Here is a 24,388-nt window from a genome sequence, read left to right on the forward strand (position 1 = left end):
GCGGCTTTTTCCTGGGGGCGATTTACTTGTCTTGCGTGTTGCTCAGTACTTTGCCGGTTTTTGCGTCCAGCTTCACATCCCACTCAACGTTCTTCGCGTCGCGGATTTCAACCTTGTACTCATAAACACTGGTTTTGGCATTGTGCTCCAGCTCGGTGTCGGTGATGTTTGCGGCCGTGCTGCCAGGATGCTCAGCGAGCGCCGCCTGATTGAGTTTCTGCATGTCCATCACAATGCCGTCCTTGAGCAGACCCGGGATCAGGTCCGGGCGCACATCGGCCAAGGCGAAACCGGCAGTCAGGGTCAGGACAGCGGCGGTGAACAGGGCAGTCAACGTCTTCATGGGTCATTCCTTGGGTGAACTGTTTAAGTGGCGTCAGGTTAACCAGCGCAACTTAATTCATCCTTAAATTCACTTGAGCCCAATGCAATCCTTGAGGATCAAAAATGCTGACCGGCGTAGGTGCTGCCGGAGGCTGCGATCTTTTGATTTTGCGTATCGTATAGGGGATCAAAAGATCGCAGGTTGCGCCAGCTCCTAACTAGAAACCGTTGTTCTCAAGCAACTGCGCAACGCTGCTTGCGGCCGGGCGCTTGTAGTACTTGAGCAGTTCGCTGGCGCGGTTGGTGAAGATGCCATCGACACCGGCGTCCATGACCTTCTTGTAATCCACCGCATCGTCGATGGTGTAGACATGCACCAACATGCCTTTGTCGTGGGTGTACTGGTTCATCCACGGTTGCACCAAGTCCGAATAGCTTTGATCGCCGCCGTTGGTCAGCGCTGCCGAAGGGCCCGTGCCGATGGCGCCCTGAGCCTTGGCATAGTCGACCCATTGCTCGAATTCGGCTTTGTCCTTGGGTTCCTGTTTGGCGTAGTAAGTGGCTTTATCCTTGTCGCCGGATTCGACGAAGGTCACCTTCGACTTGGGCTCGATGCTGCCTTCGCCCACCCACAGCAGAAGAATCTTCGGCACTTGCGGCATTTCTTTTTGCAGTAGTTCGAGGCTGCTCTTCTCGAAAGTTTGCAGAATCACTTTGCCTTTACCCTGGCCGACGGTCAGCTCGCTTTTGGCCAGCGTGGAACCTGCCGGGCTCAACCAGCCACGGTCCTGCAGCTTGTCCTTGAGGTCGCGCTCAATGCCGGGAAACTGCTTTGGCTCTTTGGTCTCGATGTAAAGCCCTGGCTTGTGCAGCGGGTTGCCCTGGGCGATATCGATGATTTCGTCCAGGGTCAGGATTTTCAGGCCAGCGTACTTGGCGCGTGCGCGATCCGGGTGGGCGGTGTTGAACCAGCTGCCGGCGTCCAGGGTTTTAAGTTCGGCGAGGGTGAACGCATTGGCCGGGCTGTCCTTGCGTTCAGGAAACCTGGTAGCAACGTCGGTGGTGCGTTGCAGGTTGTTGTCATGCAAGGCAAACAGCACGCCGTCCTTGCTGCGTTGCAGGTCCATTTCCAGGTAATCGGCGCCCAGGTCGCGTGCCAGTTTGTAGGCGGCGGCAGTGGATTCCGGTGCATCGAACGAGGCGCCACGGTGGGCGATCACTGCCGGGTGCGGGATCCCGGTGGCGGTGGCCAGAGCGGTCGGGCTCTGCTGGCTGGTGGCCTGTGCCTGGCCAAGGCCGAGCATCAGACTCAGCAACAGGGCGCTTTTGCTGTAGGTAACAGGCATTGTCGAGGTCCTTTCGTAAGAAGCGATTTCAAAGACCTATCTTTTAACAATTGAGCGCCGGATGCGCTATCGCCAAACCGACATTATCGTGTGTGAGGGGCGTTTTTTCCGCGCTTTTGTGCAGCCCTTTGCAGTACGATCCACCTCGGCAATTTCCCCTCCAGAGGGAAATCCCGAAACATCCGTTATCCCGCCCTCTGCGTGTAAACCATCGTTCAGCCGTCCTTCGGGACGCATCCGTGAGGTTTACCATGCGCATCACGTCCGAACTTATCTGCCAGGCCGCCGACCAACTCAACGGCTTCGTCGGTTTCAATCGCAAGACCGCCCGATACATCGTCCGTTTCAGTGAAGACGCCTTTGGCATGGACGTCGCAGACGACGCGATCATCCCCGCCAGCGAGTTCGTCTGGGCGCCTGAGGACGGTCAAGCCATGACCCTCAAGCGCGAGTTGATCCGCTTGCTGCTGGAGCAGAACATCGACGACCGGATCAACATCACCGAACCGCTGCGGGTCTACATGCGACGCGAGGATTTACCGGAAATTAGTGCGCTGCGCAGTCTGGTTCAGGCCGGCTGACGCTCGAAGGCATAAGCGCGTTCAACCTTGCAAACCCGAGCGTGAAACGCTTCATACCAGGTCGAGCGTCCGCGTTCGCGGGTTGCACCGTGCTCGGCGTGTTGCTTCCAGGCGAGAATCGCTTCTTCGCTGGACCAGTAGGAAACGGTGATGCCGAGCTCGTCCTCACCCCGGGCCGACTCCACCCCGAGAAACCCTGGTTGGTCGCGGGCAAGTTCGACCATGTGCTGTGCTGCTTGCTCGTAACCCTGGTCGGCGGCGGTGCGTAGTGAAGTGAAAATCACCGCGTAGTAAGGCGGCGAAGGTGTGTTGGCGATCATCTGGCGTTCCTTGCGCAGGCCTGGATAAAGGCATCGACCAAGGGTGGACGGGTGCCGGTTAGCGCCGCACGTTCGGGTTGAAACAAGGTCGCGACGAAGAACGGATGATCGCTGAGCTCCACGGCCCGTAGATCACCTGCCGAATCGTGGCCGGTGGCTTTAAGGTTGTGTGTCAGCAGTTGCTCTTCGAACGCTGGATTGACGCCGTAGCGGCAGTGATAGTCTTCACCAATCTCTGTGGTCGCGTAGGCGTTGGCGATCAGGGAGCCTTCAACCAACCGGATGCTGTCGACAACCTCGACCAACGAGCAGGTCAGTGGCGTGAGCACGGCGCGAATGGCGTCTGGCGAAGTTTCGCCATGCTCGGCATCGGTCCATCCCAGAACGTTGCGTGCGTATTCAAGCACCGCGTGTTGGAAACCACCGCAAGTGCCGAGGAAGGGCCGCTGCTGTTCGCGGGCAAAGCGGATCGCCAACAGCGCACCGTCCATGTTGCGGTAAGGGCTGGCGGGCACGCACCAGAAACCGTCGAAGTCAGCCAGTCGGGTGTTTGCATTAATGTGGTCAGTGGCCAGCCACTCAACGTGTACATCGACTTCAGCGTGTTGTGCAGCCAGGTTCAGCGCCAGGGGAATTGCCTGATGGGCAGTGACCTGTGGGTCGTAGTCACCGATCAGTGCAATACGCAGTTGAAGGCCCGCTTCCATGGTGTCTCCCAAGACTTGTTGATTGCTTGCGCCCACTATAGATTGGCGTTCACGCAATCAATAGTGGCGTTTACCCAAGTGTTCAATGCATCAACGCACTATCAGCTGGATTACCCGGACCTCGCCTTGATTCTTGCGTTGGTGCGCGGCGGCTCTCTGGCACGGGCGGCGGCACTGTTGAAGGTCGACGTTTCGACGGTGTTTCGTGCGGTCAGGCGCCTGGAAGCGGCGTTGGGCCAAGCGCTGTTCGAGAAAAGTCGCGCAGGTTATTTGCCGACTGCCCTGGCCCGAACACTGGCCGAGCAGGCCGAACGCGCCGAGCAGGCGCTGGAAGCGGCGCGTATCGGCGTGGAGCAGGGCGGTGACGTCATCAGCGGCACCGTGCGCCTGACCTGCACCGATTCGGTCTTGCACGCGTTACTGTTGCCGGCACTGGCGCAGTTCATGCCGGCGTACCCGGCGCTGACTCTGGAACTGAGCACCTCCAACGATTTCGCCAACCTCAGCCGCCGCGATGCCGATATCGCCTTGCGCCTGACCCGTTCACCCCCGGAGCATCTGGTTGGGCGGCGATTGGGGGCGGTATCGTACCGGGTGTGCGCGAGTGCGGTGTATCTGAAGTCGGTCGACCCGAGTGATCTGACGCGGTTGAGCTGGATCGCTCCGGATGATTTTCTGCCCGACCATCCGACTGTGATCTGGCGTCGTCAGCAATTTCCCGGGGTGCTGCCGAGCTATCGCTGCAACAGCATGCTCTCGGTCACCGAGTTGGTACGCGCCGGGCTTGGGGTGGCCGCGCTGCCGAACTTTCTGATCGACCCGGCGCAGGGGCTGCGCCCATTGAGCGAAACCCTGCTCGGTTACGACACCAGCCTGTGGTTGCTGACTCGTCCGGACTGTCGAGCATTGCGCTCGGTGGTGACGCTGTTCGACGAGTTATCCCGCTGGGTGCAATTGCCCGATCAGGAGCGTTGCTGATCCTTCAGAACGTGTTGATGCATCTCCGAGGTCAGGTTTTCGATACGTTCAGTCAGCTCTTTGGTCATCTCGGTCAGTCGGGTGTTTTGCTCAAGTAACGCCAGTAACTGTGCGGAGGTCTTCGCGGCTTCTGCTTGCCGCTCGCTGTTGGCGACGGCCAGGGACTCGCGGTGTAGCGCGTCGGCTTCGGACTGGGCTTTGTCGCGAGCGGCCTGACGGGTTTGCGCGAGCAGAATCAGCGGCGCGGCGTAGGCTGCTTGCAGACTGAATGCGAGGTTGAGAAGAATGAACGGGTAGACGTCGAAGGTCGTTAACCCCGTGACGTTCAGGGCAATCCAGACTGCGACGATGAGGGTTTGCGCGCCGAGGAAGGTCGGGGTGCCAAAGAAACGTGCAAAGGCTTCGGCCTTCAATGCAAAAGTGTCGTTGCCGAACGTCGATGCCAGATGCGCGTGCGGCCGGTGGAAGCGCAAGTGATCGACGGGGGCGGCGGGGGCTTTTTCTTCGGGCTTGGTTGAATTCATGATGCTCTCTGCAATGCCATGGGACTGAGGCTCACTATAACCCCCACAGCTTTCAGCGCCCGATTCGCCTTGAAACACTTTGTAGTGTTTTATTCAGTGCTTCGGTCCAGCAGATAAATACGTGAATAGTGTCATTTGTTCCATGTGTCCTTTTGCGTGCCCTTCATGCCTACCGTTGATAGCAGGCCAGAAACATGTCCAGCGTCGACTCTACGACCGTCGTCTGCATCTCGGGTGACAGGGGTGGACAGTTCAGGGAGATCTGCGGCCAGAAGGCAAATGCCTTGAGCATTCCCTGCACCTGCTGGGCAGCAAAGGCCGGATCTACAGGCTTGAGCCGACCGTCAGCCTGAGCCGCGCGAATCCAGGTGGTCAGCCCTTCTTCACGTTCGCCAATGCGCTCCACCATGTCCTGGACCCGTTCTGGCGAATGGATGGTGGCGGCGATGGCAACTCGTGCCAGATCAAGGAAATTGGTGTCCCCCAGCAACTGCAATTTGCAGTGCAGCAGCTGGCCCAACTGCTCGCGCAGCGGTAGGTCTGTACGATAACAGTTGTCCTGCTGAGCGGTGACGTTGGTCCACAATCGTTGCAGGATTTCAGTCCACAGCTCTTCTTTACTGGGGAAGTGGTTGTACACCGTGCGCTTCGACACGCCCGCGGTGGCGGCAATCTTGTCCATGCTGGTGATGTCGAACCCGTTGGCACGGAATTCGGCAATCGCCGCCTGAACAATGGCTTCGCGTTTACGGTCGGTGAGGCGCTGTGGAGCTGTCATAAATACGCTTCGGTAGAGAAAAGGAAGAACTACACTCAGCAGTTTACTTGCTCACGGCTTTGTTGCAATCTTGAAACTACACTGTGCAGTGTAGTTGAACGGTTGAAAAGTAGGGTTTGCGGCTGACGCGTGCGTGCATTGGCCATTTATCGTCCGAAAAAGAAACGCCGCACCTCGTCGGTTTTCTGGAGTCACTCAAACATGGCCACTTTCTCTTACCAGGCGGATAGCGCCACTGAACTGAAAACGTCCCGGCAGGAGCAGGGGCAATACCAAAATCATGCGACCGTACCGGGGCAAGGTTTTCGCAAGACCCTGCAAATTTTCTGGAACATGATTTTCCACAAGCCGAGTAACACGCGACCGACCGGTGTTATTCCGGTTCAAGCGCTGACTCTCGAACAGCTTCTCGACGCACCGAACCACAGCGTATTCCGCCTGGGGCATTCCACCGTGTTGCTGAAACTGCGCGACAAGTTCTGGCTGACCGATCCGGTCTTCGCTGATCGCGCATCACCGGTGCAGTGGGCCGGCCCCAAGCGCTTCCATCAACCACCGATCAGCCTCGAGGCGTTGCCACCGATCGAAGCGGTGATTCTGTCCCATGACCATTACGATCACCTCGATCGTCAGTCGATTCTCAAGCTGGCGGACAAAACCAGGCACTTTCTTGCGCCGTTGGGCGTGGGTGAGACGCTGATCAAATGGGGCGTCGATGCGAGCAAAGTGCGTCAACTGGATTGGTGGGAAGGTACTCAGATCGAGGGCATTCATTTCATTGCCACGCCTTCGCAGCATTTTTCCGGTCGCGGGCTGTTCGATGGCAACAGCACGCTCTGGGCCTCGTGGGTGATGATTGATGGCGGTAAACGGATTTTCTTCAGTGGTGATACCGGTTACTTCGACGGTTTCAAAGCGATCGGCGAACAGTTTGGCCCTTTCGATCTGACCCTGATGGAAACCGGCGCGTACAACGTCGACTGGCCGCACATTCACATGCAACCAGAAGAAACCCTACAAGCCCATATCGACCTCAAGGGCCGTTGGCTGCTACCCATTCACAACGGCACTTTCGACCTGTCGATGCACGCCTGGCACGAACCCTTCGACCGCATATTGGCCTTGGCCTGGGAACGCAGTGTTTCCATCACCACGCCACAAATGGGCGAAGCGTTCAGTCTTGGCCAGCCGCAGCGTGGGGAGGCCTGGTGGCTGGAAGTTGAAGAGACGACAGTTCAGTTGATCGTTAACAGCTAGGGACGTGCGCCTATTCCACGGATTGTTCTGCGCAGATGCTGGTACAGCGGACTCTCCAGTATTGGGGGGAAGGAACTCCATCGGATGATTGGGTATCACTCAATCATCGCGTAATCCGCCCGTCCCACCGGATCAGGTGTAGAGCCTCTGACGCTCATGCCTCTGCCCGGTGCAAAGCCTGGAAAGAACACCAGACCTTCGGCTTCCAGCCGATAGGCGAGGGCCAGGCGGGTGACGTCGAGCACTTCACCGCCCGCCTCAAACCGGCGGATAGCTTCAACGGTAACCCCGGATTCCCTGGAAAATTCCTCCAGCGACCAGCCCAGCATCGCACGGGCTTGTGCGCTGTGTGCGGGGGTGAATTGGAAAAGGGCGATACGTTCCAGGGTGATTTTCATCGCAAGAGAGGCCATGGTTTTCTCCGGGTTCGAAATGGGTTATTCAACGAGTACTGTGTTTTTGTACAGTTGTTTTCGGCCCGGATCAAACTCAATTTTTTGATCGATGCTATTTCGATTCTTCAAGGTAGGCGGTGGGCGCTTGCCCCAGCACCCGGCGAAACATCGTTGAAAACACCGCAGGGCATCGATACGCGTCCGATGCCGCAATGTAGATGAAATCCTGCTTGCCAAATCGGCCTTCGGCTTTGCTGCCTGAGGTCAGGGGGGCGGCACGAAGGTGGTAATCAACCTGCTCGCAGGCAAGGGTTTCCAGACCCTTGTAATAACCTCGGTCGGCTACCACCGTCAGCGACTCATGGCGAGCGATCAGGTAGCTACCCTGGTGAGGCGGCCTCGCTCAACCAGTTGAAGGTAATTGGCTAACATCGCCAGGCCTTGTTGCGTCATCAATGACTCTGGATGAAACTGCAGTCCATAGATCGGCAATTCTCGGTGCCGCAGCGCCATGATCTCCCCCGGCATGCCGTCTTCATCCAGAGCATGTGCTGTGGCAACTAATTGGCTGGGCAAGACACCGGCCACTAACGAGTGATACCGCGCTACTTGCAATCTGTCAGGCAGGCCGTCGAACAAGTCACGTCTGTCGTGACTGATACGTGAAACTTTTCCATGAAGCACCTCACGGGCCCTGCGCACCTCACCGCCAAAAGCGGTGGTGATGCACTGATGACCCAGACAGATGCCTAATATAGGCAAACGGCCCGCAAAATGATTGATTGCTGCAAGGGAGATACCCGCTTCGGCTGGAGAACAAGGCCCAGGAGAGATAATCAAGGACTCTGGCGCCAGTTCGTCTATTTCTGCCAAGGTAATTTCGTCATTACGACGCACTTCAATATCAGCCCCGAGAATTCCCAGGTACTGCACGATGTTGTAGGTAAAGGAGTCGTAGTTATCGATCATTAAATGCATACGCCACCTCCTGGCGTTGTGCGACAGTTTTACACCGGGCAGCTGCAACCCGAACCAACTGGCTTTTCTCTATCGTTTCCTGCCACTCGCGATCTGCTACCGAGTCCTGCACCACTCCGGCGCCTGCCTGAACGTAGAGACGAGCGTCTTGCAGCAGTCCGGTTCGAATGGCGATAGCCAGGTCGGCACGGCCGCTCCAATCCAAATAGCCGATGGCACCGCCATAAACCCCGCGAGAATGCGGTTCCAGTTCGGCAATAATTTCAAGCGCACGCACCTTCGACGCCCCACTCAGCGTGCCCGCAGGGAAAATGCTTTTGAGCAGATCCAAACCACTGACGTGGTCAGGTATCTGGCCGGTAACCGTTGAGACGATGTGCATCACATGGGAAAAATATTCCACATTCAGCAGTTGGGGCACTTGCACACTTCCAACGTTGGCCAACCGGCCGAGGTCATTTCGCGACAGATCGACGAGCATCATATGCTCGGCGATTTCCTTCGGATCAGCGAGCAGCTCTTCCTTGAGTCGATTGTCTTCGGTCACCACGCTACCCCTGCGGCGTGTACCTGCCATCGGCCGGGTTGTAACCGTTTGCCCTTCCTGACGAAACAACATTTCCGGGGATGCGCCAACCACTTGGCAGTCACCCAGATTCAGTAAGTAGCGATAAGGTGTGTGACCCAAATCTGCCAGGGAGCGGTACAACGCGACGGCGTCTTCTTCAAAAGGAAGGCTCATGCGCTGGGATAAAACGACCTGCATCACATCACCAGCAGCGATGTAGTCCTTGATGCGTGCCACTGCCTCGACGAATGCTGGCTGCGGGAAGGCTGACTCGGCCACAGGGGTTGTAGCCTCAACCAGCTGCATGCAGGGCACGGCTGGTACGAGCAGTGGGCGCAAATGCGCGACCAGTCGATTGAGCCGGTCTTGGCCGCACTGGTAATCGCCCAGGGCTTTCGGACTTTCATGCACGATGCAATAGGCCAGGCGTTCGCGGTGGTCCAGCACGACCAGATCAGTGCTGATCAATTGCAATACGTCAGGGAGCTGAAAACCGGAGGGCTTGCGGGGGACTCGACGTAAACGAGGCTCGATCAGCCGAGTCGTTTCGAAGCCGAAATAGCCGAAGAACCCACCGCTGAAGAAAGGGAGGCCGGAGCATTGCGGTATACGAAAATCCTTTTGCAGCCTGGCCAGCTCTGCCAACGGATCGTCGCAGTCAATCCTGGCTGACATCTGGCCGTTGCGGTACAGGCGCAAGACGCCCTCATCGAGCTCGACGCGTTGACTGCAAGGCAGACCAATCGCCGAGTACGCCTGTTCGAATACGCCATCGTGCCAGTGCCCCGTTTCGAACAGGTAGTCTTGCCCGCAATTGGCTAACACTTCGTACAGCGAAAGTGCTTCGACTCCAGGCGGCAACGGCAGGCTCTGCCAAAGCGGAACATGGGTATACCCCGCTTCGCCGTAGGCAAAAAAATCCTCTAGACTCAACACCCTTGTGTCTCCTGTGAATTACGCAGTAACAGATCGGCCAAGTGCGCCAGAGCTCTGCGATTAGACTTGCCATTGCGATTGAGAGGGATCCAGGACAGTGCTGTGATGCGAAACGGACGCTTGCAGGGTCTCGCCCTTTATCGACAAACCCGTCCAGGGTTTGTGCAACTAAAACCTGCCCCCAACACTGCAGGGGCAGGAACAGAGCTTATTTAAGTGGTGTATCGACAAACGCCGGAAGTTGCTCAACTCGGTCAGCATAGGCGGCAAGCGCGGTATAACTTTGGACGTCGACCAGGTTGGACACCCTGAATTGGGTGAAACGCCAGGCGGCAGCCACAGTTACATCGGCCTGAGACACTTGCTCGGTTGCAAGCCAAGGATTGGCGCGTGCCGCAGCACCTTCCAGAAGTGCCAACGCGGCATGCAATTGCTCGGTGATACGAGTTAACCAAGGCACATAGTGATATTCGACCGGCTTGTTGTGCTCATATTCGAGCTGGACAGCTTTTTCGCAAACAGCGAGGCCAAGCCCAATGAGCGAAAGCACCTTTCGATGTTCACTCGGATCTTTTGGCATCAAACTGCGTTCCGGTTCGACCAGCGACTCCAGATAATCAAGGATCATCGATGAGTCCATGATCATTTCGCCATCATCGCAAATCAGAGTGGGTGCCTTGACTACCGAATTGATGGCTCGGAATTCATCAGTATCGCGAAACACCGAGATCTGCCGATGCTCATGCTCCAGGCCCATCAGCCGTAACGAAATTGCCACGCGCCGAACATAGGGTGATCCCATCATGCCAACCAGCTTCATCACTTTCTCCTAAAGTCTTGAACGTCCGTTTTAACTACTATCCCACTCTGTGTGTCATTGCTGAACAAAGAGCGAAATTCACATAAGCGTGACTGCTACAAATAAACTACGCGTCCATTCTCGAAAACTCCACCCTTGACGTGTAGAACAAAGAGGCTCGCTCTGAAACTATTTCCACGTCGCCGGTTGTAAAGAACTTGTTGTCTTCCGTTCTGGCTTTGGAAAAGTGCGGATTTCTTTTGAGGTAATCAACCAGGCTCTGAGCGCAAGCGTTGGACTGTGAAATTATACGCACTGAGGCCGGCAGTTCCGTTCGCCATATATGTTCGACTATCGGATAATGCGTGCACCCAAGTATGCAAACATCTGGAGTTTGCGAAGTGGCAATCAGCAGCGCATCGACATTTTTTCGAATTTCGCTGCGCAAGACATTCTCAGGCGCGTCTTGCTCAATGAGCAAAGCAAGACCATGGCATACTTGCTGGTACACTTTTATATCAGGATTTCTGCTATTGATTTCCACAGCAAAGGCATTTGACTCAACCGTGTGCTGAGTCGCGAAAATGGCCACGCTCTCCACAGGACGATCGGAATGAACAGGCGTGGTAGCGCACGTGGTACTCCAGGGGGCCCTCGTGAGCTCCTCGGCAACAGGTGCAATAACGCCGATCACCCTCCGATCAGGAAACGTTTTTGGAAGCCATGTCTGCTGTAATTTTCGCAGACTGATTGCCACTGCAGTATTACAGGCAATGACTACCAGCGAGCAGCCATAGCCGAAAAGACGAGTCAGGGCGGCTTGTGTCAGATCATGGATATCGTCGGTTGCATTATTGCCATAGGGCGCGTTGCCATGATCACCCAAATAGACGAACTCTTCATTTTGCAAGACGGATTCAAACGCACGCATCACCGTTAACCCACCGCTACCGAAGTCAAATACGCCAATCATCTGAACCTCACTTAAATGCTCGTAATTACTCAACCACCACAATGACCTAGATCGTTGTTGCAATTGCAGTAGCGACCCCGATATATAAAACGCCAGTCACGACACTCATTTGACGTTTTGTTCGAAAAATCTTCGTCGCATGACGAGCCATGAGCATATACATGGCGTACACCGACGTAGAAATGAATATCGCCGTCGCCACCAATGCGATGCATTGCGGGATATAGGGCAGCGTCTTATTTATGAACGTCGGGAATAATATTATGTTTGTCAATATCCCCTTGGGGTTGGTAAACGAGACGATTACAGCCCCCGTGAACATTTGCAGGGGGGTACGCTTGCTTGATGTTGCAACCACGACCTGGGAGTGCGAGCGTAACGATTTCAACGCGAGATAGAGCAGGTACGCAACACCGACCCACTTGAGCCAAAACAAAATATCAGGGTTTTCCTTTACGAGGATTCCGAGACCTGAAAGAACAATAACTGCGTGCCCTCCGCTCGCCAGGCCGAAACCAATGGCACCCGGAAATGACTCCTTAAAACCGTGATCCAGTGCTTGTGCCATAGAAAAGGCAACATTCGGTCCCGGAAGGATCGCTGCTGAAAGAAACACGACGCAAAACAATATCCAAAGTTGAAAGTCCATACTGCGCTATTCCCGCATGAGTGCCGAATCCCAGATGCTTTCGCTCTGACCAAAGTTATACGTAGAGGTAGGGGTACCCAATCACTCAGTGATTTAACTAAGTGATCCTATCCATTTTGGAAGAAACGCTTTGATCCAGGTCGCAACCGCGGAATCATGTTGACGCCAGCCAGCAAGATGTTCACAGGCGGGCTTCGTACCAGGCGCTTTGAGCCGTTCGGTTCCCAGCGTTGCCCAGCGATCAATCGTCTCGTAAGTCACTTCAGGGTGAAATTGCAAAGCGTAGGCATTACCGGAATATCGATAGGCTTGAACTGGAAAGGTCGAGCCTTCTGCGAGCTGCGTAGCGCCTTTCGGTAAATCGAAGCCTTCGCTATGCCACTGATAGACATGGTCTGGAAAGGGTGCGCATGCGTCAGCAGTAATCTCGTGAGCAGCAGCAAGTGGTGTGATCGGGTAATAGCCGGCCTCGGTTCCTCCGTTATCGAGTCGGTAGACGCGCGCCCCCAAGTGTCGAGTCAGCATTTGCGCGCCTAGACACAACCCCAACAATGGCTTGCATTCATTCAACGGTTTGGCCAACCAGTCGATTTCTTCACGAATATACTGGTCGCTATCGTTGGCACTCATCGGACCGCCGAAAACCACCACGCCTTCGTGCTCGGACATGCTCTGCGGGAGAGGATCACCAAATCGCGGCCTGCGGATATCAAGCTCGAATCCCAGTTGACGCAGCAGGAAGCCTACTCGGCCAGGCGTAGAGTGCTCCTGATGTAAGATAATCAGGATCTTCCGTATTTGATCCATTGCACAACTCCATATTTTCAGGTGATCAACTTAATCTTGGCTTGGTTCAAATCGACGCTGCGAATGGAGGATTCCCGACCCATAGTTCTGCGAAATTCTGCGCCGCTGGGCCAGACCCAAGAATACGATCAAGTTCAGATATCTGAAGTCTTCTATGGAAATGAGAGTTGTCGTCGAAACGATGTAGCAACATGGCCATCCAGTGGGAAAACTGTACATCCCTCCACACCTGCTTCAAGGCGATGTCGGAATAAGACAGCAGGAGGTTCTCCTTGTCGTTGACATAAAATTGTTCGAAGGCGCGGGCAAGAATATTAGCATCAGAAACAGCGAGATTAAGTCCCTTTGCTGCAGAAGGGGGTACGATGTGTGCGGCATCTCCCGCTAGAAAGAGCCTTCCCTTTTGCATTTTTTCGGCAACAAAACTTCTAAGTTGCACAATATTTTTTTCGATAATCGCCCCGCCATTAACTTTCTCAGGTCTGCCCTCTATACGTAATTGCAAAAGATCCCAGATTCGCGAACCAGACCACTCATTGAGATCTTCGTCCGGAGAACACTGCAAATAAATTCTTGAAATATTTGGGGAGCGCATGGTGAATAATGCAAGCCCGGTTTCGTGGCTGGAAAAAATGACATCCGGTGAAATGGGTGACATTTCGGCGAGAACCGCTAGCCAGGCAAAAGGATAGGTGTGCGAAAAATGGGTAAGAGAGTCAGCGATATGTGGACGACAAATGCCATGAAAGCCGTCGCAGCCGACGACAAAGTCGCACTCTAGAGTCTGCTGTGTGTCGCCGTGCCTAAAAGAAATAAAAGGTGCATTTCCATCGGTATTATGAACCTGCACATCTGCAGCGTCGAACAAAAGTGGGTACTCTGTTTTTAAACGTGCTGCAATCAGGTCTTTAATAATTTCCTGTTGACCATAAATGGTTACCGTACGTCCGGTGAGTGCTTGAAAATTCAATTCGCGCGTCGATCCCTCATAATGGAACTGTAGCGCAGAATGTATCATTCCTTCAGAATGAATCCTCGACCCAACACCACTTTCAGTAAGGATTTTGACCGTGGCAGGGGTGATCTGGCCTGCGCGACTCCGGCCCTCTACGTATTGTCTTGATCGACTCTCAACAATCACGTTGCTTATATTCATAAGGGAAAGAAGCTGCCCCAACATTAATCCAGCTGGGCCCGCTCCAACGATTGCAACCTTTGTCCGCATGGGTTTGTCCCTCTGAGTTATAAGGTTTGAAGAGAGTTCAGCGGCAGCTACTGACCCTGTCTAATATTTCATCAGCTCTTCGCTGAATGATTTGTTTGTAACCAATCCTGAAATGGCTCTTGGGTTTCTGTGTCCGCGTCTCATCTCAAGGTCATCGTGTTTTTAAAATTACACCACTCATGTATAGATGTAGATCGTGCAGATCCTTAATACTCCAAGCGTGCGGCGATATTTTTACACCATTATCGTGCAGCGTTTTTGGAACCAGGTTTCCACTTGGGCGAAGTATTATCGATGATACAATAACGCCCGGATAATCATTGAGTCGTTTCTTGAAAGCGGGTGTTGTAAGATCAGCTGCTGGAGGATTGCTTTTATTAGCCAGTGGCCCTGTTCCTTTGATATCTGCTCCGTGGCACACGGCACACCTCTGTACATAGAGATTTTTCCCATTGACATCGTCCGCGAAGGACAGTGATGTTTGAATTAGTGATAAAGTTCCTAGTAAAGCGATGAATGATATTTTCATTTTCATGTGGCCTTGTTGTATAAATCAGATCTGAATCGAGGGAAAATAATAGGCCACTCAGTCAATAATGGTCAAGCGTGCAGGAAAGGGTGGTTACTACCTGTTAATAGTGCACGAGTTACTCAATGTGTCGATATTGATTTATTTTGGCCGATAGAATTCTTCGCGCGTTTCAGAGGAGGAAACGAACGGCGTACAGCTACGCACATAACTAAAAATTATGTCGTAGATGCTTTCTTTATATCGAGTGATCGCCAGCCGGCGAGGGACTAACTCGTGCCGAGGACGTAATGACACCTATCGCTGGAACGGCGTTGGGCGGAAACTGATAATGCGCGGAGTGCCTTGGAGGAAAAGGCAAGTGGAGGAGAAGACGTATTTATAGCTGCGGTATGAAACATGCCAATCCCTTGAGCGTTTATAAATTTTATTGATTACAATGAGTACGGTCCTTACTCGTGAGCGATACATTCACATTTGTTTCTGTATATGTCAATATCCAAAAAAATAAATTGACAAGGTTGTTACTAGGAGGGTATGGGCAAAATCAGACCGTAAGTCGACGCACCAGCAATCGCGCTTCTGCCAGCCACACTCAAACTCCACTCACGCCGTGTCGTCGGTCATGGGACAGGCTGCAATCACCCGGGTAGCTATTGATCACACCCAGAATCCCAGCCGCCAACTCGTGTTTTTCCAGCAGGCAATGGAAGTTAAGGATGGTGGTTTCGTCGGGAATGCCGGCGCTTTGCAATGCCATCGAAATGCCAGGGATTCGCCTGGCAACGCCCTGGATCGGGCGCATACCGGACCGGGTGCATGCGCGGGTTTACATCGGTCTGTTGACTCTGGTGTTGCTCGGCATGTGCTTGAGTTGAATGCGGTTTAATCAACCTTCCAACCCCGGCACCTCCCGAATAATGAAGTGATCCAGATTCTCGATATCACCACTGAATACCCCGAACGTCTGCTCGGGGTTTTTCTTGCTCGGCACCTGCTTCAACTCCGGTGTCACACCATAGAAGAAGCAATAAAGCGCCCGTTCGCTGCCGATGGCGCCTTTGATTTCTTCCAGGAAGGCTTTGCGCTTGCGGTAGTTCTCGATCAGGTTTTTGCTCAGGTAGACATTCACCGAGTAGGGCTTTTTGTCGAGCCAGACCTTCTTCTCGAAATCGATGCGGAAACTGCTTTTGTAGTCTTTGATGGCTTTGATCTTGCCCCAGTAAATCAGCCCCTTGTTGTCCTGCAGGTATTCGATTTTCTTGAAGAACGCGCTGTAAGACGCGGTGTGCTCGCCAATCTTCAGCGGCATGCGTTTGAGCAGGTCCTTGTTATCGAAATTCGATACGAAGCACTCCACCGGGTGAGCGAAGACGCAGGTTGTGTCCGGTGCCGACTCGCGAGTCGGGTGCTCGGTAGCGCTGGTCGTGGCGGAGAGTTTCGGCTGATCCCGAGGCGCATCGACATCCGGCAGTGGGGTGGACGGCTTGCGCACATACTGACGACGGGTCAGCAGCAGTTCTGACGGAAAATGTTCCTCCGGCCCGTCGTCCGTTTCTGCACCTTCTGACGCCGGCGCTCTGAGGCTGACATAAGGGCAGCCTTCGATATGCCGGGTGCCGGGCAGGTTCTTGAAGTGCGGCGTGCGGATGTAATTGACGTTTTTCGCGTTGAACGTTCCCAGCCCATTCTCCGCATCGAACGCTGTTCGACAGTCATCGTTGGGGCACTGAAAGCGCTCCTTGGCCGAGTCGAAGTCCATGGTCTCGTCGAAGTTCAGATCGCGCACGTCATAGATCGACAGCTTGTCGTCGAGGCTGATGCAGTAGGCGGTGTCGAATTTCATGTGCGCTCGGGTCCTTGAGAGGTAGGTGGCGTATTAATAGCGGGTGGCGCGTGATGGCGCACCTGTTGATTCACGTTTGTCGCATCAACGCCCTCTGCAATTGGACAAGACCCCATAGCCTGACTAGCGTTGTGAAATGGGCCGCATTGCTCCTTTCCTCATCCTGAGGTCTTGATTCGAGCTGACTGTCTGCCACATTTACAAGGAGGTAAGGATGTTTGGGTCGGTCGTTCTGGACGCGATTCTCGGGATGCTGGCGCTGTTCACGCTGCTGGGTATTTTCGTCACCACCCTCACTGAAATCATTCAATCCTTCTTCCAGAAGGTCCGGGCGAAGTACCTCTATAACGCCCTGAAGCTGTTGTTCACCGGCAAATTGAAGGGGCTGAGCGACAGCGACCTGGCGTTCTTCCTGCAGGTGCTCGATCACCCGGTGATCCAGTCGATGGCGCCACCGGGCAATCGCCCCAGTTACCTGGACCCGGCGATGCTGGCGCAGGTGGTGATCACGCTGCTGCTGCACAAAGACGACACGACGACCCTCGATATTCCCCTCGAAGAACTCAATGCGGCCCTGACCAAAGGCATTGCGCAGGTTCCCTCCGAGCACTTGCGCCGCGCACTGTCGACGTTGCTTGCGGCGGCCCAGGCCAACGTCACCACGGCCCAGGAACTGCTGTGCTCGTTCAAGACCCGGCTGGAGCACTGGATCAATGCGGTCATGGACCGCGCCGAAGGCTGGATGCGGCGCAATGCCAAAGTCGTGTCGCTGAGCTGCTCGCTGGTGATTTGCCTGGTGCTCAACGTCAACGCGTTCGACCTCATGCAGGGCCTGGTGCGCAATGACACCTTGCGCGCGGCAGGCATGCAGATGGCCAACAATCTGGTGACAAACAACCCATCTGCTACGTTTGATCAGCTCTGTGCGAACCGGGACGACAAGGCCCAGTGCCAGTTCGATTCGGCATTGAGCAGTTTGCAGGCGCTGCCTCAGGGCGCTATCGGCTGGAATAACCGGCCGGCGTTTTTACACCACGATCAGACAAACAGAACGGCCTGGTTCGGCTACTGGTTGCTTGGGGTCATGACGGCGGCGTTGGCTGCCTCGTTGGGCGGCGACTTCTGGTTCAAGATGTTGAGCCAGATGATTCGCCTGACGGGCAGCAAAACGGTCCCACAGCCCAAGCCCTGAGCGCGATCGGGCACACCTACTCAGGGAGAGCAGCATGTCGAACAACTGGCCCGACGAGATTAAGCACGTCGTTGTGCTGATGATGGAAAACCGCTCGTTCGATCATCTGCTGGGGGATTACACCAGCATCAATCCTGCGTGCGACGGCATCAACCGTAAAGCCCCCAGCACCAACCCGCTGAAGGACGCCAGTGGCAACTCAGCGGTGATCACTCAAACGGCGGAAACACCTGACTACTTTGCCCTGTGGGCGCCGCCCGCGCCTTCGCCACCGGCGCTACCGGCCAAGGACAGCGAAGGCTTCGACCTCGGCCACGAGTTCGTCGATGTAGTGAAACAACTGGACGTGTCACTCAAGACCAGCCTGACCGCCCCCAAACTCGATGGCTTTGCGCAGGACGCCTACGACAAGGCCCGCAACGATCTGAAAGTGTACAAAACCTATTCGCAATCCATGGCTCAGCGGGCGATGAACTACATCCCGTTTGGTGCCACACCCGCCGCCGATCCGCTGCCGGCGATCCAGGGGCTGGCGCGCAATTTCACCGTGTGCGACCGCTGGTTTGCCTCGGTGCCGGGCCCGACCTGGCCGAACCGTTTTTTCGCCATGCTCGGCAGTTGCAACGGCCACTTGCTGATGCCCTCCACGGGCACCGTGCTGGCCGGTATCAAAAGCCTGATTGCGCAGTTTGGCGGCGACAGCATTTTTTCGCTGCTGCGTGACAAAGGCCACGACGTGCGCATTTACTCCGACGGTGCCATCCCGTTGGGGGCGCTGGTCAAAGGTGGTTTGCAACACATGAGCATCGACAACTTCAAGTCGGATGTCGCTGGTAACAAACTCCCCGAACTGTCCTGGATCGAGCCGAGCTATGGCCTGCTCAATGGCAAACTCGGGCCTAACGTGTCGCACCATCCACCGGAAGACCTGCGCTTTGGCGATCAGTTTGTCGGCGAGGTGTTCAATGCCTTGTCGGCCAACACGGACCTCTGGAACAAGACCCTGTTCGTGCTGCTGTACGACGAGCATGGCGGCTTCCATGACCATGTGGTGCCGCCAACGTGCGTGGCGACGGGTTCAACGGTCGATGTCGAATGGCCCAATCCTTTCACTCGACTCGGTATCCGCGTACCGGCAATCCTCGCCTCGCCCTGGCTCAAGCCCGGTCTGATTCCGTGGACCGACAACCTCCAGGCGCAACATTACGATCACACCAGTTTGCTGGCCTTTCTCTGCGATCATTTCCAACTGCCGCGCAGCGCCTTAGGTGCAAGGGTGGTCGCGGCCCAGCACTTCGGCAACGCGCCGATCTGGCGCACTGCCGCAAGCGTTGCTCCAGCGCCGAAACTGGCAGCCACCGCTGTGCCTAGCCGCGTTGGGCTGCCATTGATCGAGTCCCAACTGGCGACCCAAAACCGGCAGGTGGTGGACAGCGCTTCCGGTTACCTCGACGGCCTTGATCCGGAGCAGATCTGGAAAAACAGCGCCCAAGGTGTCAGCAGTTTCCTCGACAGCCGCACCCGTGCACTGGCTGAGCCCGGCCAGGCCGCCCTCACATCTGCTGCGCCCAGTGCCGACAGCCTGGAAGCGAAACTGCGGCGCCTGCAGGATTTGATGGCCACCGCCCACGGTCAAACGGTTGCTGCCGTTGCAGCGCCCACCGTCAAAACCTTGCAAGCTGGGGCGGTGCCGGCTGTTGTGCCTGCGCAACTGCGAGTCCTGTGCCTGCCGGGTGTGGGATTCACCCAAGCCGCGAACGGGCAGGGCAGTACCGACGCGAACTGGCAGGAACAATGGCGCACGCTGATCCGCAGCCAACTGGCGCAGAACGGTCGCGTAATCGACGACCAGGACATCGACTTTCTGCCCTTCGATGATCAACTCAAGGATGGGCCGGATTTCGCCCAGATCACCCGAGGCCTGGCCATGCTGCGGGACGATGCCAGGGGCAAGGCCGACGAGGATTTTGGCAGTTGGGGCCTGCCGGTCAATCAGATGCTGCGCACCACCGTCGGCGCCATCGTGCAGTGGATCGAAGACGCCGAATTGCGCACCGCACTGACCCAACATCTGCTGGACAAAATCGACGCGTTCAACCCGCAGATCATCTTCGCCCAAGGGCTGGGCAGCCTGATCGGTTACGACGCCTTGCGCCGTTCGGTGGCCAAGAAAGGTTCGGCGCTGAAACTCGTCGATGGCCGGGTATTCGTCAGCTTCGGCTCGCCCATCGCACTGCCATTGGTGATGCGCGAAGTGTGGGGCGGGCGGGTCATGCGCCTGAGTGAAAACGGTCGAGGCATTCGCCGTTGGTTCCACCTCTACAACCCCAACGACGGCTTGCTGACCCGGCCGATCACCTCGCCAGACTCGGCGCGGGTCGACCTGCAAACCGAGTTCAGCGTGCCGCTGCGTGATGACCTGCTCGACCTCAATCACGCAGCGCAAGCCTACTTGTCGTCCGCCACCAGCGAGACCGGCCTCTGGCCACAACTGGCCCGCGACGTGGTGGCGGCAGGCGCTCTGGAAGTGCCGGCATTCCTGTCCCGCAGCGGCCAACGCAAACGCCGCGCCCTGGTGGTCGGCATCAACGACTACCCCGAACCGGGCGCACGCCTCGACGGCTGCATCAACGACACCTACCTGATCAGCCGCATGCTCCAGGAAAGTGGCTACGACGCTGGCGACATACGGTTGCTGCACGACGCCCGAGCGACGCGGGCGAACTTCGTCGAGCGCCTCGAATGGCTGGTGGAAGGCGCCCGCGCCGGCGACGAGCGAGTGCTGTTCTATTCCGGCCACGGCACCCAACTGCCGGCCTACAGCAGCAGCGGCGAAGCCGACCGCATGGACGAAACCCTGGTGCTCTACGACTTCGACTGGGACGACGAAAACACCCACTTCACCGACAAACTGTTCCGCCAGTTCTACAGCCATCTGCCATTCGACCCGAACGGCCACGGCGCCAAACTGACCGTCATGTTCGACTGCTGCTACGCCGGCGGCATGACCCGCGGCAACGGCCGCGTGCGTGGCATCACCCCACCCAGCGACATCCGCCACCGCATGCTGCGCTGGGACCCCTACGCCGGCGACTGGGACCGCCGGGTGTACGCCGCCGACAGCGACGGCCGCGACTTCAGCGAACACGACCACACCTCCCGCGGACTCACCCGCACCCGCAGCACCCAAGGCGCCGCCACCGGCCTGCGCCCCGAGAAAAAGGCCCAACTGCAACGCCAAGGCAAACTCTACGGCCACCACGGCCCCTACATGCCCCTGATGCTCTACGCCGCCCGAGAAAACGAAAAAGCCAACGAATACGAAGTCGGCTCCAGCAGCTACGGCGCCTTCACCTACGCCGTGGTCGAACAACTGCGCAAGTTGCAGCAGGAAAATGTGACGTTGGGCTTTGATAAGTTGATCGAGCAGGTGGGCAAAGTGCTGAGCGCGAGGTCGCTGGGGCAGACACCGGAGATCGTCGGGCCGAGCGGGGTGAGGGAAGCGGTGTGCCCGTGGAAGATTAGTGGGTTGGGGAAATGATCCCGTAGTTGCAGTCACAGCCAAAGAAAAGGGCCGCAGGATAATCCTGCGGCCCTGATAACACCGAATCCCAAACCCACCGCCAATCCCCTGTGGGAGCGAGCCTGCTCGCGATTCGCAAAACCAACACAGCAACTAAGCCAGCCACCAACCCTGTGGCGAGGGGGCTTGCCCCCGTTGGGCTGCGAAGCGGCCCCAAATGCTGAAGCCGGGAGCATCAGACAAACCGAATTGTGCGGATTGACGACTGCTGCGCAGCCGAACGGGGCGGTGCGGCGTTCCGACAAGCCCCCTCGCCACGGTTTTTTGTTCTGCTCGATTGTATTGGGGGGGCGGCGCGGTTGTGATGGCAGGCGGGTCACTGATCTCCCCAACCCGCCGCAGATCCCCTGTGGGAGCGAGCCTGCTCGCGATGGCGTCGGTAAATATGCCGCATAAACAAAATCCGCCACCTGAACTTCAGGTAGCGGACTTCTTCATTTCAGCAACGAACAATCAAAACCCTCGCAGCACCCGTGACGCCTTCCGCTACCAGGATTGACGTTAATTGAACGGATCATCCACCGATGATTGAGTGTCGGTTGATCACGACGGATACAGCACCGCATGGCTTTTAGCGTAGCTGTTGAAGCAGTTGATCAAGCGTGTCGTGGCCCTTTTTGAGCTGACATTCCCAAATGATCAGAACTCGCCAGCCCAGAACCTCCAACGCCTCAACGTTTTCAATATCCCTAGCTACGTTACGTGAAAATTTTTCATTCCAGAATTCACATCTGGTCTTTGGGGTCGAAGCATATCGACACTCTGGATGGTGATGCCAAAAGCATCCATGGACAAAGATACAGACCCGATATTTGGCCAATACAATGTCCGGCTTTCCAGGTAGGTTTTTCTTATGTATCCGAAATCGATAGCCGTGAGCGTGTAGGAACCTCCTGACCACGAGCTCAGGACCGGTGTTTATACTCCGAACGGCTGCCATCATTCTTGATCGAGTCGCTTGGTCTACGACATCCACTCTGGTTACCTATTTGGTAATTCAGCATATGAATTTTGATCACCCTTTACAGGTCGAGATCTTGTCGTCGGATCGTCTCGACGAAGGTTTTGCTTCACCCCGTTATTCGGTAATCAGACGCGTCACCTTCTTGTAAAGCGATAGCGTGAATTCGTCCTTGTCGCTCGAATGGTGACAACGCTGATGACAATTCGAGCACAGCGCGACCGCATTACTAATACGATCTGAACCCTTCTGCATCAAATGTTTAACGTGATGCACCTCGAGAAACGGCAGCCCGTTTTTCTCAAACGGAGCAGGTTGGCCGCAGCCTTCACAGATGCCGTTAGCCTCATTCCGAACCCAGGCTCTCACCTCAGGATCACGTACATAAGACGTGCTGGTGGTGAGTCCTTGCTTTGGTTTCAAAATCCCCTTTGGCTGATCCTTAAACGGTTGCTTTTGGAGTAGGGAGGCTCGTCGCTCTAGTGTTTCCTCATCGGCTGTAGGGGCAAAGTCGTCAGCGGTCAAAATGCTTCTCTCGGCCAGTGCAGCACGAATGGAGCTCTCAACATTTGAACCGACATGTGGGGCTGGTTTGTATCCTTTGATACGCTCCCTTCCCATCCGTAACAATACTGTTGAAATGTTCAGCATCCGAAATTCAACGGATCCTTCGGTGCGTTCCGCTAAGACACCCTGGCGTAGCAGGCGATTTTCCAGAGCTTTGTTGAATTTCTGGCCACTCTGCTCAAGTGCCAGCATCTTCAAATAGGCATCGACCGCAGCCTTAATCTCTAAGTCGCTCCAGTCGCTGTTCTTTTTTCCAGTGTCCATACAATCGCCGAGGGTTGAAAACCCTCGGACGATACTGAGTGGCCATTACGGCGTCTACGAAATTTCCTACAGGAAAGACCAATTTTTCGCTCGATTGGTCCTACGCAAGACTCCGTCGCGCTAACCCGCCGAAGTCTTGGACCACTGGAACCAATCCATCACCTTCCGCCACCAAGGCCTAACCATCGGCACCCGCCGCCGCGTACGGTTGAGCAGCAAATAAGGCATATCCCGCAACCGAATCCAGCCCTCATCCTGCCAATGCAACAGACTCAACGACATCTCCGGCCAATCCAACAAGCTCAACATTGGCCGATCCGTGTTTTTCAATTGCCGTGCATCCCGCAACGCTGGCACCACCTGATGAGTCAACCACTCGCGCAACAACCGATGCCCCGGTGCGTAGTGATACACCAACAACGCATACACACCGGACTCACTGAGCATCAGCCTTTTCTCCGGTTGGCCGTGGTAGCGGATCGTCAGCGTATGCCGCTGATCCTCGTCCAGTTTGCTGACCATCCGTTCGTTCAGATAGATGCCCATCAACCGGCCCAGATCGCGTGCGCAGAACCATGGCTGGTTTTCCAGAAGGAGGGCGTGAAGATGGAGATTATGGCGGGTGAAGACCGTTGAAATGAAGGAATCAGACATGACCGATCTCCAAAACTGCGGGAGAGCGGAGTGGATTTTGTGTACGCATACCCATTACCTCTACGTATTAGTTTGGAAAGGGCCAGAGTCCGACGTAGAGGATGTAAGAAATCCCAACAAGCAGTCTCTTTCACACACTGGATTACGCATATGTCTTTGAGACAACACGCGGTTCTGTGTGAGGAAGTCAGCTTCTACGTTGGGTGTTTCTTAGGCACCTGTAATGGAGCTTAGAGGTGTTTCGAATGGGCATCAATACGGAAGGAGCTGGAAGTGCTGTAGGGGTTTTGGTGGCGTAACGTAGGGATGCATAAAGTGTTTTCTGCGCAATAAAAAGGTTCGCCATACACGTAGCTAATTCGTATCACGCCTCTGATGCAGGAGCCGTATGCGGTAGCTGCGTACGTACGTATCTGTGCGGAGGGGGCCAGGTGGCTGCCATTTCTAATGCGACCCTTAGCCGTACCAAACCATCCCAAGGACTGTTTGACCGCATTTGGCAGTACTGGCACGCCCCTATAGGGGAGTCAAAAATGGCTACGTCACCGGAGTGAACATAATCTGGTGTGTGAACGAGCCCCATGAAAGACAGGACACCGTTTCCCCCTTACGATAAGGGATAGGCAAACGGTTATGTTTATGACTAA

At 55.6% G+C, this 24,388-nt stretch carries 24 protein-coding genes and 3 pseudogenes; 6 read left to right on the forward strand and 21 right to left on the reverse strand.

The features are described from left to right. Nucleotides 1–22 precede the first annotated feature (22 nt). Together BK658_RS22910 and BK658_RS22915 are read right to left on the reverse strand one after the other, a co-directional pair. Complete coding sequence (locus BK658_RS22910; RefSeq protein WP_123584297.1) at nt 23–343, reverse strand: PepSY domain-containing protein; 321 nt, start codon at nt 341–343, stop codon at nt 23–25. 199 nt (nt 344–542) lie between these two features. Continuing rightward, entirely contained in the window at nt 543–1,670 is a 1,128-nt protein-coding gene (locus BK658_RS22915; RefSeq protein ID WP_123584298.1) for a glycerophosphodiester phosphodiesterase, read from the reverse strand. Nucleotides 1,671–1,921: 251 nt separating this feature from the next. Here BK658_RS22915 and BK658_RS22920 point away from each other — a divergent pair, with 251 nt between their 5' ends. Beyond that, entirely contained in the window at nt 1,922–2,251 is a 330-nt protein-coding gene (locus BK658_RS22920) for a DUF2025 family protein (protein WP_054593640.1), read from the forward strand. Here the strand turns inward: BK658_RS22920 and BK658_RS22925 are convergent. Both BK658_RS22925 and BK658_RS22930 read right to left on the reverse strand, forming a co-directional pair. Beyond that, on the reverse strand, nt 2,239–2,571 hold the full coding sequence (locus BK658_RS22925) for an antibiotic biosynthesis monooxygenase family protein (RefSeq protein ID WP_123584299.1): 333 nt from the start codon (nt 2,569–2,571) through the stop codon (nt 2,239–2,241). The genes BK658_RS22920 and BK658_RS22925 overlap by 13 nt on opposite strands. After that, nucleotides 2,568–3,278: a CTP synthase C-terminal region-related (seleno)protein gene (locus tag BK658_RS22930; RefSeq protein WP_123584300.1), complete on the reverse strand. Its 711-nt coding sequence runs from the start codon at nt 3,276–3,278 to the stop codon at nt 2,568–2,570. Before BK658_RS22930 ends, BK658_RS22925 begins: the two co-directional genes overlap by 4 nt. 15 nt (nt 3,279–3,293) lie before the next feature. Here BK658_RS22930 and BK658_RS22935 point away from each other — a divergent pair, with 15 nt between their 5' ends. Next, on the forward strand, nt 3,294–4,256 hold the full coding sequence (locus tag BK658_RS22935; RefSeq protein WP_123584327.1) for a LysR family transcriptional regulator: 963 nt from the start codon (nt 3,294–3,296) through the stop codon (nt 4,254–4,256). Here BK658_RS22935 and BK658_RS22940 read toward each other — a convergent pair. Both BK658_RS22940 and BK658_RS22945 read right to left on the reverse strand, forming a co-directional pair. Further along, complete coding sequence (locus BK658_RS22940; protein WP_123584301.1) at nt 4,241–4,780, reverse strand: DUF1003 domain-containing protein; 540 nt, start codon at nt 4,778–4,780, stop codon at nt 4,241–4,243. The two genes, BK658_RS22935 and BK658_RS22940, sit on opposite strands and share 16 nt — an antisense overlap. Nucleotides 4,781–4,949: 169 nt before the next feature. Then, nucleotides 4,950–5,558, reverse strand: a complete 609-nt coding sequence (locus BK658_RS22945; RefSeq protein ID WP_123584302.1) for a TetR/AcrR family transcriptional regulator — start codon at nt 5,556–5,558, stop codon at nt 4,950–4,952. 201 nt (nt 5,559–5,759) lie between these two features. Here BK658_RS22945 and BK658_RS22950 point away from each other — a divergent pair, with 201 nt between their 5' ends. After that, on the forward strand, nt 5,760–6,815 hold the full coding sequence (locus BK658_RS22950; RefSeq protein WP_123584303.1) for an MBL fold metallo-hydrolase: 1,056 nt from the start codon (nt 5,760–5,762) through the stop codon (nt 6,813–6,815). A 95-nt stretch (nt 6,816–6,910) separates the two neighbouring features. On the opposite strand, the gene BK658_RS22955 is transcribed toward BK658_RS22950, so the two are convergent. From BK658_RS22955 to BK658_RS23005, 11 genes and pseudogenes are all read right to left on the reverse strand, one after another. Further along, nucleotides 6,911–7,228 carry a helix-turn-helix domain-containing protein gene (locus BK658_RS22955; RefSeq protein WP_123584304.1) on the reverse strand — a complete coding sequence of 106 codons (318 nt, stop codon included), beginning with the start codon at nt 7,226–7,228 and terminating at the stop codon, nt 6,911–6,913. Nucleotides 7,229–7,391: 163 nt separating this feature from the next. Beyond that, nucleotides 7,392–7,571 (reverse strand): annotated as a pseudogene (locus BK658_RS22960) (IS5/IS1182 family transposase); the annotation flags it as partial. A gap of 11 nt (nt 7,572–7,582) precedes the next feature. After that, on the reverse strand, nt 7,583–8,188 hold the full coding sequence (locus tag BK658_RS22965; protein WP_123584305.1) for an anthranilate synthase component II: 606 nt from the start codon (nt 8,186–8,188) through the stop codon (nt 7,583–7,585). Beyond that, nucleotides 8,169–9,692, reverse strand: coding sequence for an anthranilate synthase component I family protein (locus BK658_RS22970; RefSeq protein ID WP_123584306.1), 1,524 nt, complete (start codon nt 9,690–9,692; stop codon nt 8,169–8,171). Before BK658_RS22970 ends, BK658_RS22965 begins: the two co-directional genes overlap by 20 nt. Nucleotides 9,693–9,900: 208 nt before the next feature. Beyond that, nucleotides 9,901–10,512 carry a glutathione S-transferase family protein gene (locus tag BK658_RS22975; protein ID WP_123584307.1) on the reverse strand — a complete coding sequence of 204 codons (612 nt, stop codon included), beginning with the start codon at nt 10,510–10,512 and terminating at the stop codon, nt 9,901–9,903. A 106-nt stretch (nt 10,513–10,618) separates the two neighbouring features. Further along, the gene (locus tag BK658_RS22980) at nt 10,619–11,464 is read right to left on the reverse strand and encodes a glutamate racemase (RefSeq protein WP_123584308.1); all 846 of its coding nucleotides are present in this window, start codon (nt 11,462–11,464) and stop codon (nt 10,619–10,621) included. 46 nt (nt 11,465–11,510) lie between these two features. Next, complete coding sequence (locus BK658_RS22985; protein WP_123584309.1) at nt 11,511–12,113, reverse strand: LysE family translocator; 603 nt, start codon at nt 12,111–12,113, stop codon at nt 11,511–11,513. A gap of 93 nt (nt 12,114–12,206) precedes the next feature. Next, the gene (locus tag BK658_RS22990) at nt 12,207–12,920 is read right to left on the reverse strand and encodes a glutamine amidotransferase (protein ID WP_123584310.1); all 714 of its coding nucleotides are present in this window, start codon (nt 12,918–12,920) and stop codon (nt 12,207–12,209) included. Between the two features lie 46 nt (nt 12,921–12,966). Continuing rightward, the gene (locus tag BK658_RS22995) at nt 12,967–14,145 is read right to left on the reverse strand and encodes a 4-hydroxybenzoate 3-monooxygenase (RefSeq protein WP_123584311.1); all 1,179 of its coding nucleotides are present in this window, start codon (nt 14,143–14,145) and stop codon (nt 12,967–12,969) included. A gap of 151 nt (nt 14,146–14,296) precedes the next feature. After that, entirely contained in the window at nt 14,297–14,674 is a 378-nt protein-coding gene (locus tag BK658_RS23000; protein ID WP_221178617.1) for a cytochrome c, read from the reverse strand. Nucleotides 14,675–15,302: 628 nt separating this feature from the next. Beyond that, a pseudogene (locus BK658_RS23005) lies at nt 15,303–15,416 on the reverse strand (IS5/IS1182 family transposase); the annotation flags it as partial. Nucleotides 15,417–15,444: 28 nt separating this feature from the next. Here BK658_RS23005 and BK658_RS23010 point away from each other — a divergent pair. Beyond that, nucleotides 15,445–15,552, forward strand: a pseudogene (locus BK658_RS23010) (sulfite exporter TauE/SafE family protein); the annotation flags it as partial. A gap of 11 nt (nt 15,553–15,563) precedes the next feature. Here the strand turns inward: BK658_RS23010 and BK658_RS23015 are convergent. Beyond that, on the reverse strand, nt 15,564–16,520 hold the full coding sequence (locus BK658_RS23015) for a hypothetical protein (protein ID WP_123584313.1): 957 nt from the start codon (nt 16,518–16,520) through the stop codon (nt 15,564–15,566). 214 nt (nt 16,521–16,734) lie between these two features. Here BK658_RS23015 and BK658_RS23020 point away from each other — a divergent pair, with 214 nt between their 5' ends. Together BK658_RS23020 and BK658_RS23025 are read left to right on the forward strand one after the other, a co-directional pair. Further along, nucleotides 16,735–17,712 carry a hypothetical protein gene (locus BK658_RS23020; protein WP_123584314.1) on the forward strand — a complete coding sequence of 326 codons (978 nt, stop codon included), beginning with the start codon at nt 16,735–16,737 and terminating at the stop codon, nt 17,710–17,712. Nucleotides 17,713–17,746: 34 nt separating this feature from the next. Continuing rightward, nucleotides 17,747–21,253 carry an alkaline phosphatase family protein gene (locus tag BK658_RS23025; RefSeq protein WP_123584315.1) on the forward strand — a complete coding sequence of 1,169 codons (3,507 nt, stop codon included), beginning with the start codon at nt 17,747–17,749 and terminating at the stop codon, nt 21,251–21,253. A gap of 613 nt (nt 21,254–21,866) precedes the next feature. On the opposite strand, the gene BK658_RS23035 is transcribed toward BK658_RS23025, so the two are convergent. From BK658_RS23035 to BK658_RS23045, 3 genes are all read right to left on the reverse strand, one after another. Continuing rightward, nucleotides 21,867–22,238, reverse strand: coding sequence for a very short patch repair endonuclease (locus BK658_RS23035; RefSeq protein WP_404943194.1), 372 nt, complete (start codon nt 22,236–22,238; stop codon nt 21,867–21,869). Between the two features lie 135 nt (nt 22,239–22,373). Beyond that, nucleotides 22,374–23,087 (reverse strand): HNH endonuclease, encoded by a 714-nt coding sequence (locus BK658_RS23040; RefSeq protein WP_123584318.1) that lies wholly within the window; start codon nt 23,085–23,087, stop codon nt 22,374–22,376. A 120-nt stretch (nt 23,088–23,207) separates the two neighbouring features. Further along, complete coding sequence (locus tag BK658_RS23045; protein ID WP_123584319.1) at nt 23,208–23,741, reverse strand: BRO-N domain-containing protein; 534 nt, start codon at nt 23,739–23,741, stop codon at nt 23,208–23,210. Between the last annotated feature and the right edge of the window lie 647 nt (nt 23,742–24,388).

The organism is Pseudomonas brassicacearum (assembly GCF_003732175.1).
In the GTDB taxonomy this organism is placed as follows: Bacteria; Pseudomonadota; Gammaproteobacteria; order Pseudomonadales; family Pseudomonadaceae; genus Aquipseudomonas; species Aquipseudomonas brassicacearum_G.

Coding starts and splice junctions, on each gene's coding strand:
- BK658_RS22915 (WP_123584298.1), bottom strand. CDS start 1,670: ATGCCTGTTACCTACAGCAAAAGCGCCCTGTTGCTGAGTCTGATGCTC.
- BK658_RS23040 (WP_123584318.1), bottom strand. CDS start 23,087: ATGGACACTGGAAAAAAGAACAGCGACTGGAGCGACTTAGAGATTAAG.
- BK658_RS22965 (WP_123584305.1), bottom strand. CDS start 8,188: ATGCATTTAATGATCGATAACTACGACTCCTTTACCTACAACATCGTG.
- BK658_RS23000 (WP_221178617.1), bottom strand. CDS start 14,674: ATGAAAATATCATTCATCGCTTTACTAGGAACTTTATCACTAATTCAA.
- BK658_RS22985 (WP_123584309.1), bottom strand. CDS start 12,113: ATGGACTTTCAACTTTGGATATTGTTTTGCGTCGTGTTTCTTTCAGCA.
- BK658_RS23020 (WP_123584314.1), top strand. CDS start 16,735: ATGTTTGGGTCGGTCGTTCTGGACGCGATTCTCGGGATGCTGGCGCTG.
- BK658_RS22980 (WP_123584308.1), bottom strand. CDS start 11,464: ATGATTGGCGTATTTGACTTCGGTAGCGGTGGGTTAACGGTGATGCGT.
- BK658_RS22975 (WP_123584307.1), bottom strand. CDS start 10,512: ATGAAGCTGGTTGGCATGATGGGATCACCCTATGTTCGGCGCGTGGCA.
- BK658_RS22995 (WP_123584311.1), bottom strand. CDS start 14,145: ATGCGGACAAAGGTTGCAATCGTTGGAGCGGGCCCAGCTGGATTAATG.
- BK658_RS23015 (WP_123584313.1), bottom strand. CDS start 16,520: ATGAAATTCGACACCGCCTACTGCATCAGCCTCGACGACAAGCTGTCG.
- BK658_RS22940 (WP_123584301.1), bottom strand. CDS start 4,780: ATGAATTCAACCAAGCCCGAAGAAAAAGCCCCCGCCGCCCCCGTCGAT.
- BK658_RS22950 (WP_123584303.1), top strand. CDS start 5,760: ATGGCCACTTTCTCTTACCAGGCGGATAGCGCCACTGAACTGAAAACG.
- BK658_RS22930 (WP_123584300.1), bottom strand. CDS start 3,278: ATGGAAGCGGGCCTTCAACTGCGTATTGCACTGATCGGTGACTACGAC.
- BK658_RS22945 (WP_123584302.1), bottom strand. CDS start 5,558: ATGACAGCTCCACAGCGCCTCACCGACCGTAAACGCGAAGCCATTGTT.
- BK658_RS22925 (WP_123584299.1), bottom strand. CDS start 2,571: ATGATCGCCAACACACCTTCGCCGCCTTACTACGCGGTGATTTTCACT.
- BK658_RS22955 (WP_123584304.1), bottom strand. CDS start 7,228: ATGGCCTCTCTTGCGATGAAAATCACCCTGGAACGTATCGCCCTTTTC.
- BK658_RS23035 (WP_404943194.1), bottom strand. CDS start 22,238: ATGATGGCAGCCGTTCGGAGTATAAACACCGGTCCTGAGCTCGTGGTC.
- BK658_RS22920 (WP_054593640.1), top strand. CDS start 1,922: ATGCGCATCACGTCCGAACTTATCTGCCAGGCCGCCGACCAACTCAAC.
- BK658_RS23045 (WP_123584319.1), bottom strand. CDS start 23,741: ATGTCTGATTCCTTCATTTCAACGGTCTTCACCCGCCATAATCTCCAT.
- BK658_RS22990 (WP_123584310.1), bottom strand. CDS start 12,920: ATGGATCAAATACGGAAGATCCTGATTATCTTACATCAGGAGCACTCT.
- BK658_RS22910 (WP_123584297.1), bottom strand. CDS start 343: ATGAAGACGTTGACTGCCCTGTTCACCGCCGCTGTCCTGACCCTGACT.
- BK658_RS23025 (WP_123584315.1), top strand. CDS start 17,747: ATGTCGAACAACTGGCCCGACGAGATTAAGCACGTCGTTGTGCTGATG.